The sequence below is a fragment of the Pseudomonas cuatrocienegasensis genome (genome assembly GCF_900110925.1).
In the GTDB taxonomy this organism is placed as follows: Bacteria; Pseudomonadota; Gammaproteobacteria; order Pseudomonadales; family Pseudomonadaceae; genus Aquipseudomonas; species Aquipseudomonas cuatrocienegasensis.
Window position 1 is genome coordinate 40,843 of record NZ_FOFP01000008.1, and the last position, 14,561, is coordinate 55,403.

At 63.3% G+C, this 14,561-nt stretch carries 11 protein-coding genes; 5 read left to right on the forward strand and 6 right to left on the reverse strand.

What is annotated here, in order from left to right; genetic code table 11:
• Positions 1 to 28 precede the first annotated feature (28 nt).
• A complete protein-coding gene (locus tag BMW49_RS12545; RefSeq protein ID WP_069519216.1) occupies positions 29 to 1,273 on the forward strand; it encodes an MFS transporter in 1,245 nt (414 codons plus the stop codon).
• A 57-nt stretch (positions 1,274 to 1,330) separates the two neighbouring features.
• Here BMW49_RS12545 and BMW49_RS24975 read toward each other — a convergent pair whose 3' ends face one another.
• The 4 genes from BMW49_RS24975 to BMW49_RS12565 form a co-directional block, all read right to left on the reverse strand.
• Complete coding sequence (locus BMW49_RS24975; RefSeq protein WP_177342781.1) at positions 1,331 to 3,046, reverse strand: J domain-containing protein; 1,716 nt, start codon at positions 3,044 to 3,046, stop codon at positions 1,331 to 1,333.
• Positions 3,043 to 4,587 (reverse strand): J domain-containing protein, encoded by a 1,545-nt coding sequence (locus BMW49_RS12555; protein ID WP_069519218.1) that lies wholly within the window; start codon positions 4,585 to 4,587, stop codon positions 3,043 to 3,045. Before BMW49_RS12555 ends, BMW49_RS24975 begins: the two co-directional genes overlap by 4 nt.
• A gap of 7 nt (positions 4,588 to 4,594) precedes the next feature.
• On the reverse strand, positions 4,595 to 6,286 hold the full coding sequence (locus BMW49_RS12560) for a molecular chaperone HscC (RefSeq protein ID WP_069519219.1): 1,692 nt from the start codon (positions 6,284 to 6,286) through the stop codon (positions 4,595 to 4,597).
• Positions 6,287 to 6,507: 221 nt separating this feature from the next.
• Positions 6,508 to 7,062, reverse strand: coding sequence for a DJ-1 family glyoxalase III (locus BMW49_RS12565; protein ID WP_069519220.1), 555 nt, complete (start codon positions 7,060 to 7,062; stop codon positions 6,508 to 6,510).
• Between the two features lie 318 nt (positions 7,063 to 7,380).
• On the opposite strand from BMW49_RS12565, the gene BMW49_RS12570 reads away from it, so the two are divergent.
• The 4 genes from BMW49_RS12570 (at position 7,381) to BMW49_RS12585 (ending at position 11,509) form a co-directional block, all read left to right on the forward strand.
• On the forward strand, positions 7,381 to 8,673 hold the full coding sequence (locus BMW49_RS12570) for an NCS2 family permease (protein ID WP_069519221.1): 1,293 nt from the start codon (positions 7,381 to 7,383) through the stop codon (positions 8,671 to 8,673).
• A gap of 168 nt (positions 8,674 to 8,841) precedes the next feature.
• Complete coding sequence (trmA, locus tag BMW49_RS12575; RefSeq protein WP_069519222.1) at positions 8,842 to 9,930, forward strand: tRNA (uridine(54)-C5)-methyltransferase TrmA; 1,089 nt, start codon at positions 8,842 to 8,844, stop codon at positions 9,928 to 9,930.
• Positions 9,931 to 10,211: 281 nt separating this feature from the next.
• Positions 10,212 to 10,652: a type II 3-dehydroquinate dehydratase gene (gene aroQ / locus BMW49_RS12580; protein ID WP_069519223.1), complete on the forward strand. Its 441-nt coding sequence runs from the start codon at positions 10,212 to 10,214 to the stop codon at positions 10,650 to 10,652.
• Between the two features lie 5 nt (positions 10,653 to 10,657).
• Complete coding sequence (locus BMW49_RS12585; protein WP_069519224.1) at positions 10,658 to 11,509, forward strand: shikimate dehydrogenase; 852 nt, start codon at positions 10,658 to 10,660, stop codon at positions 11,507 to 11,509.
• Positions 11,510 to 11,739: 230 nt separating this feature from the next.
• Here the strand turns inward: BMW49_RS12585 and BMW49_RS12590 are convergent, their stop codons facing one another.
• Both BMW49_RS12590 and quiC read right to left on the reverse strand, forming a co-directional pair.
• Positions 11,740 to 12,405, reverse strand: a complete 666-nt coding sequence (locus BMW49_RS12590; protein WP_069519225.1) for a TetR/AcrR family transcriptional regulator — start codon at positions 12,403 to 12,405, stop codon at positions 11,740 to 11,742.
• A 191-nt stretch (positions 12,406 to 12,596) separates the two neighbouring features.
• Positions 12,597 to 14,504 carry a 3-dehydroshikimate dehydratase QuiC gene (quiC, locus tag BMW49_RS12595; RefSeq protein WP_069519226.1) on the reverse strand — a complete coding sequence of 636 codons (1,908 nt, stop codon included), beginning with the start codon at positions 14,502 to 14,504 and terminating at the stop codon, positions 12,597 to 12,599.
• Positions 14,505 to 14,561: the final 57 nt, after the last annotated feature.

Sequence of the window (14,561 nt, forward strand, 5' to 3'; positions counted from 1 at the left end):
CCTTGCGCCCTCACGCTAAGCGATCGCCATGTCCGTCCACGGTACTTTGCTGCTGCGCCACCATCGCCCCTTTATCGCCTTCTGGCTGGCGCGGGTGTTCACCGCCAGCGGCTTCCAGATGCTTACCGTGGCCATCGGCTGGCAGATGTATTCACTGACCGGCAGCGTGCTCGACCTTGGCCTGGTCGGCCTGATCGAGTTCCTGCCGAAGATCCTGTTTATCCTGATCACCGGCCATGTGGCCGATCGCTTTGACCGGCGCAAGGTCGCGGCCCTGTGCCAGAGCGCTCAGGGCCTGGTCGCGCTGGGGTTGCTGATCGGCACCACGGTCGACGGCATCAGCCGCGAGACGATCTTCCTGATCGCCTTTTTACTCGGCACCGCCCGCGCCTTCGAGATGCCGACCACCCAGGCGCTGCTGCCGAATATCGTGCCGCCGGGCCTGTTCCCGGCTGCCGTAGCGGCCTCCGCTTCGGCGATGCAGAGCGCCACCATAGTCGCGCCCGCCCTCGGCGGCCTGCTCTACGCCCTCGGCGCCGGCTGGGTCTATGGCCCGGCCACGCTGCTGTACGTGATTGCTCTGAGCCTGATGCTGAGCCTGCCGGCGCAGCAGAAACCGCTGAAACAGAAGATATCCGTCGAGTCGCTGCTGGCCGGTTTTCGCTTTATACGCAGCCGCGCGGATGTGTTTGGCGCGGTGTCGATGGACATGGTCGCCGTACTGCTCGGCGGCGCCACGGCGCTGCTGCCAGTGTTCGCCAAGGACATCCTGCTCACCGGCCCCTGGGGCCTGGGCTTGCTGCGTTCGGCACCGGCGGTGGGCGCCTTGCTGATGTCGATCTACCTGGCACGTCATCCCATCGAGCGGCGAGTCGGCCCGGTGATGTTCAGCTCGGTGGCGATCTTCGGCGTGGCGACCATCGGCTTCGGCCTGTCCACTTCACTGTGGTTCAGCCTGGTGACCCTGGTGCTGCTGGGCGCGGCAGACATGATCAGCATGGTCATCCGCGGCGCCTTCGTGCAGCTGCAGACGCCGGACGAAATGCGCGGCCGGGTCGGCGCGGTAAACGGCTTGTTCATCGGCGCCTCCAACCAGCTCGGCGACTTCCGTGCCGGGCTCACCGCCAGTTGGTTCGGCACCGTGCCAGCGGTGCTGATCGGCGGCGTTGGCGCCATCGTCGTCACCGGCCTGTGGATCAAGCTGTTCCCAACCCTGGCGCGCCGTGACCATATGCACGAACCGACCACAGAGCACGCAGCCAAGGTGTTATAGCAAAAGTGGCCAAATCCGGATTTTGTGCAGTAGAACAGTGTTAAGTCCGACAGGCTGCTAGGCTAAGGCTTCTTGTAGACTTTTCATTGCGTTTTCATAGCCTTGCTGCAATGCATCGCCAGAATCCAGGCCCTCGTGCAATACCTCCAACGGACGACTAGCCGTTGCCTCATGCTCCTGCCGTTTCGACTCAATCAGCAGCCGTGACAGAACGAACGCTAGCGTCAGAATCAGCAGCCATAGCAGAATCTGCTTGCCCAGCGGCGCCACCCTGCGCCAGATAACAATCAACCAGGCTGCCGGCAAACCGTCTCGCGTGGCGACATTGACGAATTGCACACACAAGGCAAATGTCAGCAACGCGAATACTGGGGCGTAGAGCAGATCCCCCGCCCAGCTGAATGTCAGCCCAGCCAATACCGCACTGGGCACGATGTGGCGCAACACGAGGATACCCGTGCCTCGACGTGCCCAACTCGCCGGTAATAACCACTGACTGAGCGTCACGTCGAACAGTGTCTGCCATCGGGCAAACCGGTTCCAGCCCTTCGCGAAGAACCTGAGCATGACCACCAGGGTGGTCGCGAGGACCGACACAATGCACAGCGTCATGGCCAGATCGGCGAAGCCTTCGACGCCTTTATCCTTTTTCAGCACGATCAACAGCAACAGTACCAGGCTGATACCAGCCCACAGCAGCGGGTAGAGTTGGCGCCAACCACGGCCAGGACGCCATGCACGCCACTGCTGCAGATAGGACACGCCCAGTAGCTCGAGCAGCCCACTGCTGCCCTGCAGCTCCAGACGCCTGGCCAGTGACTCACAGGCCTGCCAGTCCGCCTCCTCGAAAGCATCGGTCAGTTTCCGGCGCTCGGCGTCGCTCAATGGTTTGAATAACAGCCATGCAGCGCGGGCCTGAGCGTATTCAGGCCGCGCCTCGTCCAGCAGACGGCGCAGCTCATCGCGCAGAGCCAGCCCATCGCAGCGCAAACACAAACGCTCCCAGCGCTGGCGGTCGCACGGTATCTGGCCTTGCCCTTCATCCCAGCCAAGGAGTTGGCATAGCCCATCGAAGAATATCAGCGACCAGCCATCGCCCTCTTCCAGCAACGCCAACAGCTCCTGCTGCGCGTGACTGCGCCGGTCGAAGGGTTGCAGCCATGCCTCAGCAAGCAACTGCTGAACGTCGTCGAGAACGGCGCGTTCCTGCCCCGCATTGAGCTGCTGCCGCCACGCGCACAGCGCTGAATCGAACACGCGCATGGCAAGGATATTCATGTGGACCAAAGGCAGGTAATCGGCCTGCCAGGGCGTTAGCCACTGCAAGCGAACCATGGCCCAGCGCAGGATCGCCAACCCGTCTTCGCCGGGCGCCTGGCAGCGCGTCAATAAATGCCGCTGCAAGGCTGGCTCAAGCCCCTGCTCACGGGCAGCGGCCAACGCCTCGTCAAGCGATGCCGACTGTTCGAGCAGACGCTCGGCGCGATCATCCTCAAGGGTTTCCACTGGCGCCGGCTGAAGCTGGATTAGCGTTTCATCGCCCCGCGTGGCGAGAGCAGACAGCGAGTGCTGCGCAGGTGCACGTGCCGGGTCAACCGGCTCGCGCACATTGCCCTCGGCAAGCAGCAGAGCCTGTTCATAGGCTTCGCGCAGGCGCTGAAAAGCCTCGGCGTCTTCATCCGGCCGATGAGTCTTGAGCAATTGTGCGTAACGGCGCTTGATGCTGCGCGTGTCGGCATCAGCATCCAGGCCGAGCAGGCTCCATGGGCTCACCACTCGGCCGGCCTGCTGTAGTCGGTCCGGAACAACCGGCGTTTGAACAGCGCCAAGCGCGGCCACGGTGAGCGACCACTGCCGACAAGGAGCAGAAACACTAGCTGCAAGGCGAACGCAACAGCAAACACCACGCGACTCTCCAGCATATCGGGCGCGAAAAAGGCAACCAGCGCCGCGAACAATGCCGCAGGCACACCATGGCGCAACAGCAGCATGCCAGCGCCATGATCGCGCCACGCTGCCGGTAGCAAAAGGCGGCTTAGCCGCACGTCGAGCGCAGTAAGAAACCGCGCCAGCCAACTCCAGCTACGAACCAGGCAGACGAGTATGGCGATCAGCCCCAGGCTGGTTATCAGGCTATTGAATACCAGTTGAGACATCTCGCTGGAGCGCGCTGCAACAGCTCCCGAACCGTACAGGGCATCGCCAAACAGGGCAGCGAACAGCAGCAGCCAGGCATAAGCTGCTGCTGGCGCCGTCCATTTGCGCGGCTGCCAGCGGCGCCAGCCATCTGGAGTTGCTAACCCGAGCTGGGCCGGCAAATCGGGATAACGCGCGTTCAGCAACTCATCCAATGCCTCGCAGGCCTGCCAGTCGTTCTCGCTAAACTGATCGACCAGTCGCCTGCACTCGCGCTCGGTCAAGGGCTTGAGTAACAGCCAGGCGGCGCGCTGCTCGGCATTCAGCGGCCAGAACTCTTGTAAATGCTGCTGCAGACGCTGCCCCGCCGCCTCGCGTTCACAACGCCAGCAGAGGCTGTACCAGCGTTCAGCGGAGCAAGGCAGTTCGCCCTTCTCCTCCTCCCAGCCAAACAGCTTTCCCAGCCGCTCAAAAAACGCGGCGGACCACTGCTCGGTCGACTCAAGCATGTGGATCAGCCCAAGTTGCAGTTGCAGGCGACGGTCGAACGACTGCAACCAGTCGCTCACCACCAGCGCGGCAACAGCTTCCAGCACGGCGCGCTCCTCGCCCGCCTGCAAACGCCGTTGCAGTTGCTCCAACTCCAGAGCCAGCAGCCGCACAGCCAGGTCATTGAGAGCAGCCTGCGGCAGGTAGTCCGCCTGCCAGGGCGACAGCCAGTGCAACTGCTGCATGCACCAACGCAAGGTGATCACGCCTTGCTCATCGAAAGGCATACAGCGTGAGAGCAGGTAGCGCTGAAAGTCGGCATCCAGCCCTTGCGCTCGCGCTTGCCGAAACGCCTCATCCAGCGACGGGCAGGCCTCAAGCAATTGCCTAATGCGGGCCTGAGCATCCACCGCTATTGTCGCCACATTGGGTGCAGTCAACGCCTGCGCCAGGTCTGCAGAACGGTGCAGCTCAGCGCGGCCTTGTGCAGGCATGGCAAGCGCATCGTCTGGATTGACGTCTTGGCGGGCAATAGCCAGCGTCATGGCCCACTCATAGGCCTCGCGCAGGCGCTGGAAAGCCTCGGCATCTTCGTCCGGGCGGTGTTGTTTGAGCAGTTGGGCGTAACGGCGCTTGATGCTGCGCGTGTCGACATCGGCATCCAGGCCGAGCAGGCTCCAGGGATTCATGGGCACCTCAGTAGCCGTTTTCGATGGAGTCCAGATTCGCTAACAGCGCGCTACGCGACTCGCGGATCTCGCGCTCGTCTTGGCGCTCCAGGATGCTGGCGAAATGCGCGGCCAATTGGCCGATGTGCTCGCGCAGGTCGCCCAGGCTTTCCTGGTAGAGGCGTTCCATCCGCGCCATCAGCACACTGTTGACCTGCTGATCGCGCGGGTGCACCTTCAACGCCTGCAGCGCCTGGAAGCGCTCGGCGATTTCCTCGGGGCTGAGCACGCCGGGGTTATTCTCGATCACGAGACGCTGACTGACCCCAGTCAGCGGGGTGTCCACCTGGGCCTCGAGCAGGCCGTTGATGTCGTAGGTGAAGCGGATATCCAGCGACACTTCACCAGCCGGGCGTGGCGGTACCTCAATGTCCAATTCGCCGAGAAAGATATTGTTGGCCACCAACCGGCTTTCACCTTGAAAGATCCGCACGCTGACCTGTTTCTGCCCGTCACGGAGTGTCTGCACGCTCTTCACCCGGCTGACAGGCACCACACTGTTACGCTCGATGATTGGCAGGTAATGACCGTTTTCAAGCTGGTTGCCGACCTCTCTGGAAATCTCCACGCCCAGGCTATAAGGACAGACATCGGTCAGCACCACCTCCTCCAGCGATGCGTCGCGCGCCTTGAGCGCGGCCTGGATGGCAGCGCCCTGGGCGATCACCTCGTCCGGATTGAGACTCATCGACGGGAAGCGTCCAAACAGGCTGGCCACCAGTTTACGCACCAAGGGCATGCGCGTAGTGCCGCCGACCAGCAGCACCTCGTCGAGGTCGGCCACCTTGATCCGCGCATCGCGTAGCGCCCGTTCGATAGGCGCGCGCAGGCGATCGAGCAGTGGCCCGCAGATATGCAACAGCTGCTCCTGGCTTATCGACTGCAGCCACTCGCGGCCATCCTCACGCAACTGGAAGCTGGCCTGGGTCTGCTGGCCCAGCACATGCCGTACACGCTGGGCCTCACGGCGCAGGCGTTGGCGGATAGTCGGCAGGCTGGCATCGGGCAAACCCTGCCCTGCCTGCTCGGCCAGAAAGTGGCTGACCAGCGCATCATCGAAGTCCTCGCCGCCGAGAAAGTTATCGCCAGCACTGGCGCGCACTTCCATGATGCCGTCGAACAGTTCCAGTACCGACACGTCAAAGGTGCCACCACCCAGGTCGAACACCAGAAAGGTTGCCTCGCCCTTTTGGTGCAGGCCGTAGGCCAGGGCTGCAGCAGTGGGTTCGTTGATCAGTTTTTCGACCTTGAGTCCGGCCAGTTCGCCCGCGATACGCGTGGCCTTGCGCTGGGCGTCACTGAAATAGGCCGGCACGCTGATCACCGCCTCACTGATCGGCTGCCCGTAGGCTCGTTCGACGTCTTCTTTAAGGCTGCGTAGCACCAGCGCCGAGAGTTCTTCGGGGCGGAACGAGCGCTCACCCAGGCGGGTGTCCTGGGCGCTGCCCATCTGCCGCTTGAATAAGGCAGTGGTGAGCTGCGGATGGGTTTGCAGCCGTTCGCGGGCGATATCGCCGACGATCAACTGACCATCGTTGTCTAGCCCAACCACGCTGGGGGTCAGCAGGCTGCCGAGGGCATTGGGAACCAGCCGGGCGGCTTCGCCGTCCCAGACTGCAACCAGGCTGTTGGTGGTACCAAGGTCTATTCCGATGATCATCTGGCCGCGGGCTCCTTATGCGATGTGTCACGGCCTCGAATCGCGTGTATTCATCGGCCAGCACTCTATTACAGCGGCCCAGCTCTGGACAGTAAAGTGCTTTAAGTGCGCAACCGACTCCAGCCCTCAGTCTGTGAGAATCTTCACCAGCGCTGCTCGGCTGCTGGTCGACCGTCAACGCCCAAAGCCGGGCGTTGAACGCCGGATTGGCAGTTGCGCAGTTACTCGGCCAGCATGGCCTCGGCCACCTGCCGGCGTACGCCTCTGCCGCGCAACTGTTCGACCAGCGTCAGGGCAAACGCCAGGGCGGTGCCTGGGCCCTGGCTGGTGATGCAGTTGCCATCGACCACTACGGCCTGATCGACGTAGCTGCAACCGCTCAGGCGATCATCGAAGTTCGGGTGACAGGTCATGCGCCGTTGTTTCAGCACACCATAGTGCTGCAGCGCCACCGCCGGCGCTGCACAGATGGCGGCGAACAGCTTGCCGGCCTTGGCCTGCTGGCGCACCCGCTCGGCCAAGGGCTCATGCTCGGCCAGGCGCTGGGCGCCCGGCATGCCACCGGGCAGCACGATCAGGTCGAACTCCTGCGCCAGCACATCGACCAGCATGGCGTCGGCCGTCAGCCGGGTACCGCGGGCACAGGTGATCATGCGCCGGGCCTCGATACTGGCCACCACGACTTCGATATCGGCGCGTCGCAGCACGTCGATCAGGGTCACGCATTCGAGGTCTTCAACCCCATCGGCGACGGTGATTACAGCGCGTGCGGTCATGTCCAACTCCTTATGCAGACAGGGGGCTATGAATCAAATGTCGGTCAATGCCAGGTCGCGCGGGAGGGGCTTTAGCCGCGACTTTTATAGCGTCTTCAAGACATATCGCGAATAAATTCGCTCCAGAGAGCGGCGGATGACCTGTGTTGCGACACTAGGGCTACGCTGTCCACTCGGTCATAAATTCACCACGTCTAGCCATGCTGTTATGATGCGCGCCTTTTTTCCGATCGGCAGCACAATCATGCATCCCTACGCGGATGTGCTTTGCTTTCGATCAGGTCATCAACGGCGCGTCACGCGCATGGGGAAACGAGCATGCTGGAACGTCTATTCCACCTCAAGGCGCACAACACCACGGTGCGCACCGAGATCCTCGCTGGTCTCACCACCTTCCTGACGATGGCCTACATCCTCTTCGTTAACCCCAACATGCTCGCCGAAACCGGCATGGACAAGGGCGCGGTGTTCGTCGCCACCTGCCTGGCCGCGGCCATCGGCTCGGCCATCATGGGGCTGCTCGCCAACTACCCGATCGCCCTGGCACCGGGCATGGGCCTGAACGCCTTCTTCACCTACACCGTGGTCCTGACCATGGGTTACACCTGGCAGACCGCGCTGGGCGCGGTGTTCCTCTCCGGTGCGATCTTCTTCGTGCTGTCGATCTTCAAGATCCGCGAATGGATCATCAACAGCATCCCGCTGGCCCTGCGCTCCGGTATTGCCGCCGGTATCGGCCTGTTCCTGGCGATCATCGCTCTGAAAAATGCCGGCATCGTGGTCGACAACCCGGCCACCCTGGTTGGCCTCGGTGACCTGTCCCAGGGCGGCCCGCTGCTGGCCTGCCTGGGCTTTTTCGTGATCGCCGCCCTCGCCTACCGCCGGGTGACCGGTGCGGTGATGATCGGTATTTTGCTGGTCACCGGCCTGTCGATTCTGTTCGGCCTGTCGCAGCTCAACGGCGTGGTGTCGATGCCGCCGTCGCTGGTGCCGACCTTTATGCAGCTGGACATCATGGGCGCGCTGGACATCGGCCTGCTCAGCGTGATCTTCGCCTTCCTCTTCGTTGACCTGTTCGACACCTCCGGCACCCTGGTCGGCGTGGCGCAGAAAGCCAAGCTGCTGGACAAGGACGGCAAGATGCCGCGCCTGGGCCGCGCCCTGCTGGCCGACAGCACCGCGACCATGGCCGGCGCCGCGCTGGGCACCAGCACCACCACCAGCTATATCGAATCGGCGGCTGGCATCAGCGCCGGCGGACGCACGGGTTTGACGGCGTGCGTGGTCGCCCTGCTGTTCCTCCTGAGCCTGTTCTTCGCCCCGTTGGCCGGTGCCGTGCCGGCGTTCGCCACTGCCCCGGCGCTGCTGTTCGTTGCCGTATTGATGATGAGCAGCCTGGCGCAGATCGACTGGGACGACCTGACCGTCGCCGCACCGGTAGTGGTTGCCGCCCTGGCCATGCCGCTGACGTTCTCGATTGCCAACGGCATTGCCTTCGGCTTTATCGCCTGGACCCTGATCAAGCTGCTGGCCGGCCGCTGGCGCGACCTCAACCCGGCGCTGGTGATTCTCTCGGCGTTGTTTGTGGTCAAGCTGGCCTGGTTTGCCTAAGGCGATGAAATCGGCACTTAGGCGGCTCTCCGCTTCAGCTGCGAAAACTTCAGCGTCTTCAAGGTCAATCGCGAATAAATTCGCTCCTACAGACTATCTGTAGGCCGTTGCATGTTGCCCTGCGGGTGAGGCATCACTCACTCGCTCCCTTTTGTTGAAGAACCATCCATGAGCCGTCCTCACTTCGACACCAGCACCTACACTGCCCAGCTCGACGAGAAAGTCGAACGCCTCAATGCCCTGCTCGCGCCCTTCGCCGCGCCGGCGCCGCAGGTGTTCGAGTCGCCGCGCGAGCATTACCGTCTGCGCGCGGAGTTCCGCCTGTGGCGCGAAGGTGAGCAGCGTCACTACGCGATGTTCGAGGCCGGCGACAAGCACACGCCGATCTTCTTCGACGATTTCCCCATCGCCAGCCGCAAGATCAACGCACTGATGCCGCTCCTGAAAAGCGCCTGGCAGGCCAGCAGCGTGCTGAGCTTCAAGCTGTTCCAGGTGGAGTTTCTCACCACCCTGTCCGGCGATGCCCTGGTGACCCTGTGCTACCACCGCCCGCTGGACGGCGCCTGGCAGGCAGAGGCGGAAAAACTTGCCGCTGACCTGCAGGTGAGCATCATCGGTCGCTCCAAGGGCAAGCGCCTGGTCATCGGCCGCGACTATGTCGAAGAGCAGTTGCAGGTCGCCGGTCGCACCTACCGCTACCGCCAGCCGGAGGGCGCGTTCACCCAGCCCAATGGCGAGGTCTGCCAGCAGATGCTCGGCTGGGCCTATGACGCCCTGGGCGAGCGCCAGGATGACTTGCTGGAGCTGTACTGTGGCAACGGCAACTTCACCCTGCCCCTGGCAACCCGCGTGCGCAAGGTGCTGGCCACCGAGATCAGCAAGACCTCGGTGAATGCCGCCCTGGCTAACCTGGCTGATAACAGTGTGGACAACGTGACCCTGGTGCGCCTGTCCGCCGAAGAGCTGACCGAAGCGCTGAACGAGGTGCGCCCGTTCCGCCGCCTGGCCGATGTCGACCTGAAAAGCTACGACTTCGGCTGCGTGTTCGTCGACCCGCCGCGCGCCGGCATGGACCCGGACACCTGCGAGCTGACCCGACGCTTCGAGCGCATCCTGTATATCTCCTGCAATCCCGAGACCCTGGCCGCCAACATCGCCCAGCTCAGCGATACCCACCAGGTGACCCGTTGCGCGCTGTTCGACCAGTTCCCCTACACCCATCATATGGAAGCCGGCGTACTGCTCGAACGCCGCTGAACCCGCCCGGCGAGGTGCAACGCCTCGCCGGCTCGCTGGCCAGCCCAGCCGTTCGATAAACGAACGGTTTTTCCTGCCTCAGCGCGCTCGCCCTACACACCCCTTCACATCCCGTACGCCTAGTGACGCGTGGCCTACAGCCCTGCCAGCGGATACCTCGCGGTTAAACGACCCAGGGCGCAGCGACCAACATGTTCGACAGTGATTGACCAAATTAACCAGCTGGTACATTTTCCTGGCCAGGCGCTATGCCCCCTTACTTAAAACAATAAGGCTCACCCATGTCTCCTCTGATTCTGGTGCTCAACGGCCCCAACCTGAACCTGCTCGGCACCCGTGAACCGGCCACCTACGGCCACGAAACCCTCGCCGATATCGCCCAGCTCTGCGCCACCACGGCAGAAGAATGCGGGCTGCGCACAGAATTTCGCCAAACCAACCAGGAAGGCGAACTGCTCGACTGGATCCACGCGGCACGTGGGCGCTGCGCCGGCATCCTGATCAACCCGGCGGCCTGGACCCACACCTCGGTGGCGATCCGCGACGCCCTGGTGGCCAGCGAATTGCCGGTGCTCGAAGTGCACCTGTCCAACGTGCACAAGCGCGAAGCCTTCCGTCATCACTCCTTCGTTTCGTCGATCGCCGTGGGGGTGATCTGCGGCCTTGGCAGCCAGGGCTACCGCCTGGGTCTGCAGTACTTCAGCCAGTTGCTCAAAGGATAACCAGCATGTCCGCCACCTCCCCCAGCATTCTTGCCGGCCTGATCGGCGCCGGTATCCAGGGCTCGCGCACGCCAGCCATGCACGAGCGCGAAGGCGATGCCCAGGGCATGCGCTATTTGTATCGGCTGATCGACCTGGACAAGCTCGGCCTCGACAGCAGCGCCCTGCCGCAGTTGCTCGACGCGGCCCAGCAGATGGGCTTTACCGGGTTGAACATCACCTTCCCGTGCAAGCAGGCGATCATCCCGTTGCTCGATGAGCTATCAGCGGAAGCACGCGGCATAGGCGCGGTAAACACCGTGGTGTTTCAGGATGGCAAGCGCATCGGCCACAACACCGATTGCCTGGGTTTTGCCGAAGGTTTCCGGCGTGGTCTGAACGGCGTCGCGCGGCGCCAGGTGGTGCAGATGGGCGCAGGTGGCGCTGGCGCTGCCGTGGCCCATGCGCTGCTCAGCGAAGGCGTTGAGCAATTGCATATCTTCGATGTCGAGCCGGCCCGCGCCCAGGCCCTGGCGGACAACCTCAACCAGCATTTCAGCGGCGCCCGCGCCCAGCTCGGCAGCGACCTGGCGGCTGCCGTGACGCACGCCGACGGTCTGGTCAATACCACGCCCATGGGCATGGCCAAGTTGCCGGGCACACCCGTGCCCAAGACCCTGCTGCACCCGGCGCTATGGGTCGCGGAGATCGTCTACTTCCCGCTGGAAACCGAGCTGCTGCGCGACGCCCGCGCCCTCGGCTGCCGCACCCTGGATGGCGGCAATATGGCGGTGTTCCAGGCAGTCAAGGCGTTCGAGCTGTTCAGTGGCTGCGAGGCCGATGCTGACCGCATGCTCGAACATTTCGCGAGTTTTTGACGCCTTACGAAAGGGCCTACCGGCCCTTTTCCTGTGGCGATGCTCCTGTGCTGTGTTGCACCGCGCCGCGGCTTTTCGTAGGAGCCGCGCCCCGCGGCGAATGTCATGCGCAACGCAAATTTAGTGGCATGGCTGCAATCGATTCGCCCCGAGGCGGGGCTCCTACCACAGGGTGCAGCGTTATGGCCTGCACGGGGTTGCAACAGCCAATTGGCGCATCGCCTTTTCTATCAAACCTGCATATAGCGCAGCACCGATTCGCAGATAAGCGCTTTGTGCCGCTGCCGGGTGGCGTCGGCGGACAGGTCGATCTGGAAGATGGTGCCGAAGGTGTGGCGGTTTGACACCCGATAGAAGCAGAACGAGCTGATCAGCATGTGCACGTCCAGCGGCTCCAGGCCTGGGCGGAACAACCCCAGGGCTTCGCCGCGCTGGAGAATGTCGGCAATCGCCTGCAGCACCGAATTGTTCAGGGTCGGGATTACCTCGGAGCGGGTGATATGCTCGCCGTGGTGGATGTTCTCGATACTGACGATGCGCACGAAATCGACGTTGCGGTCGTGGTGATCGAAGGTGAATTCGACCAGCCGGCAGATCGCCTCCGGCGGGCTCAGTTCGCCCAGGTGCAGGGTGCCCTCGGTCTTGCGGATGTCACCGTAGAGTTTCTCCAGCACCGCCAGGTAAAGCTGCTCCTTGCTGGTGAAGTAGTAGTAGATCATCCGCTTGGAGGTCTGGGTGCGCTCGGCGATGGCATCGACCCGCGCGCCGCTGAGGCCAAACTGGACGAACTCGGTGATGGCCGCCTGGAGAATGCTCTCGCGGGTCTTTTCCGGGTTGTTCTTGCGCGCCTTGCGCGGCGCCACGGCGGCCAGTTCGGCTACGGCTGATTCAGTCATCACGGGCTCACGAAACGGTGGCGCGGTTCGAGCCGCGCACGGATTGTTTTAGGTTATGTATGAGTTACGGTTGAACGCCCTGCAGGAGCGCAGGGGGCGTCCTGCCTGATTCGCGTCATTCACGGCACAATCGCGAATAAATTCGCTCCTACACAAGCAAAATCAGCGCACAGCATCGCTTTTTCAGGTTGTTAAAGCGATGCCCGACGTGCTGCGCCACTGCGTGATTTGGCCATGGCTGCCAGGCGTACGGCAACGTTGGCCGCACCATAGCCGACATAACCATTCTTGCGCTGGATGATCTCGAAGAAAAACCGCTCCTCGAACGCCTCGGTGTAGACGTGAAACAGCTCACCGCCCTGGGCGTCACGGTCATACAGCACGTTGTAGTAGGCCAGCTCGCTGAGGAACTCGTCGTCGAAATCGAAACGCGCGGCCAGGTCGTCGTAGTAGTTCAGCGGGATATCGAGCAAGGGCACGCCGGCATCCTTGGCCCGCTCGACTTCACGGAAGATGTTCTCGCAGGAGAAGGCGATGTGGTGCACGCCCGAACCCCGGTAGCTGGACAGCGCGTGGGCGATGGCGGTGTTGCGGTTCTCGGAAATATTCAGCGGCAGGCGCACCGAGCTGCAGCGGCTGCGCAGCGCGCGACTTTTCACCAGGCCGTAGGGGTCGGGCAACACCACTTCATCGTCGGCCTCGAAATCCAGCAGGCTCTTGTAGAACAGCACCCAGTTGTCCAGGCCATCGGCCGGCAGCGCCAGGGCCATGTGGTCGATGCGCTGCAGGCCGCCGCTGGGTTCGCCCTCGGCGGCCAGGTTGAAGTCGGTCTGGTAGATGCTCTGGCCGTTCTGGTCGGGGCCAACCAGGTAGATCAGGCTGCCATCGGGCGCGCGTACCGCGGGAATTTCCCGCTCGTTGGGGCCGACCAGGCTGCGGTACGGCTGGCCGCGATAATCACAGGCGCGCTGGAACGCCGCCTGGCCGTCCGTCACCCGCAGCGCCGTGGCGCACAGCGAGGGGCCGTGGGCCTCGAAGAAGTTATGGGCAAAGGAATAGGGCTCGGCATTGAGTACGATGTTGATATCGCCCTGGCGCAGCAGGGTCACGTCCTTGGAGCGGTGCGCGCCGGCGCGACTGAAGCCCAGGCGCTCCAGCCAGTTGCCAAGCTTGGCGCCCGAGGCCTCGTCCACCGCGAATTCGAGGAACTCGACGCCGCCGTAGCGGCTGGCAGGCGGGGTGTTGAACAGTACACCCGGCTCGATCTCCACGCCTTCGCGCTCGAGGTGCTGACGGGTCTTCTCTTCCAGATAGAGCAGCGAGCGCAGACCGTCAGCCGCGTTCTGCCGCGGCGGCGCGGCACGAAAGCCGTCGTTGAAGATTTCCAGCGACAGCGGGCCGCGGTAGCCGGTGCGCATGATCGGCGCGAGAAAGCCCGCCAGGTCGAACTCGCCCTGGCCGGGGAAGCAGCGAAAATGCCGGCTCCACTCCAGCACGTCCATGGCTAGGATCGGTGCATCGGCCATTTGTACGAAGAAGATCTTGTCGCCGGGAATCTCGGCGATGGCCGCCGGGTCGCCCTTGAGCGACAGGGTATGGAAACTGTCGAGGATCATCCCCACGGCCGGGTGATCGGCCTGGCGCACCAGGTTCCAGACCTGCTGGTAGGTGTTGACGTGGCGTCCCCAGGCCAGGGCCTCGTAACCGATGCGCAGGCCGCGAGCACCGGCGCGCTCGCCGAGCAGGCGCAGGTCGTCGACGATGATATCCGGGTCGCCCAGGGCGTCGGCGGCGACGTTGCTGCAGACCAGCACCAGGTCGGTGCCCAGCTCCTGCATCAGGTCGAACTTGCGCTCAGCGCGGTCGATATTGCGCTGCAGGCGCTCGCGGCGGCAGCCCTCGAAATCGCGGAACGGCTGGAACAGGGTGATCGCCAGACCCAGGTCGGCACACAAGCGGCGCACGTCGCGCGGGCTGCCGTCGTAATAGAGCAGGTCGTTTTCGAAGATCTCGACCCCATCAAAGCCGGCGGCGGCGATGGCTTCGAGCTTTTCCGGCAGGGTACCGCTGAGGGAAACGGTGGCAATTGAACGCTGCATGCTTCAACTCCGGGTCGGCACCGTGCACGGTGCTCGTTGTTGGGGATGCCCTGATTA

Excerpts from the sequence above, each read along its gene's own strand:
- BMW49_RS12545 (WP_069519216.1), top strand. The coding sequence starts at position 29 with ATGTCCGTCCACGGTACTTTGCTGCTGCGCCACCATCGCCCCTTTATC.
- BMW49_RS12585 (WP_069519224.1), top strand. The coding sequence starts at position 10,658 with ATGTCCGCCACCTCCCCCAGCATTCTTGCCGGCCTGATCGGCGCCGGT.
- BMW49_RS12560 (WP_069519219.1), bottom strand. The coding sequence starts at position 6,286 with ATGATCATCGGAATAGACCTTGGTACCACCAACAGCCTGGTTGCAGTC.
- BMW49_RS12590 (WP_069519225.1), bottom strand. The coding sequence starts at position 12,405 with ATGACTGAATCAGCCGTAGCCGAACTGGCCGCCGTGGCGCCGCGCAAG.
- BMW49_RS12555 (WP_069519218.1), bottom strand. The coding sequence starts at position 4,587 with ATGAATCCCTGGAGCCTGCTCGGCCTGGATGCCGATGTCGACACGCGC.
- BMW49_RS12565 (WP_069519220.1), bottom strand. The coding sequence starts at position 7,062 with ATGACCGCACGCGCTGTAATCACCGTCGCCGATGGGGTTGAAGACCTC.
- BMW49_RS12570 (WP_069519221.1), top strand. The coding sequence starts at position 7,381 with ATGCTGGAACGTCTATTCCACCTCAAGGCGCACAACACCACGGTGCGC.
- trmA (WP_069519222.1), top strand. The coding sequence starts at position 8,842 with ATGAGCCGTCCTCACTTCGACACCAGCACCTACACTGCCCAGCTCGAC.
- quiC (WP_069519226.1), bottom strand. The coding sequence starts at position 14,504 with ATGCAGCGTTCAATTGCCACCGTTTCCCTCAGCGGTACCCTGCCGGAA.
- aroQ (WP_069519223.1), top strand. The coding sequence starts at position 10,212 with ATGTCTCCTCTGATTCTGGTGCTCAACGGCCCCAACCTGAACCTGCTC.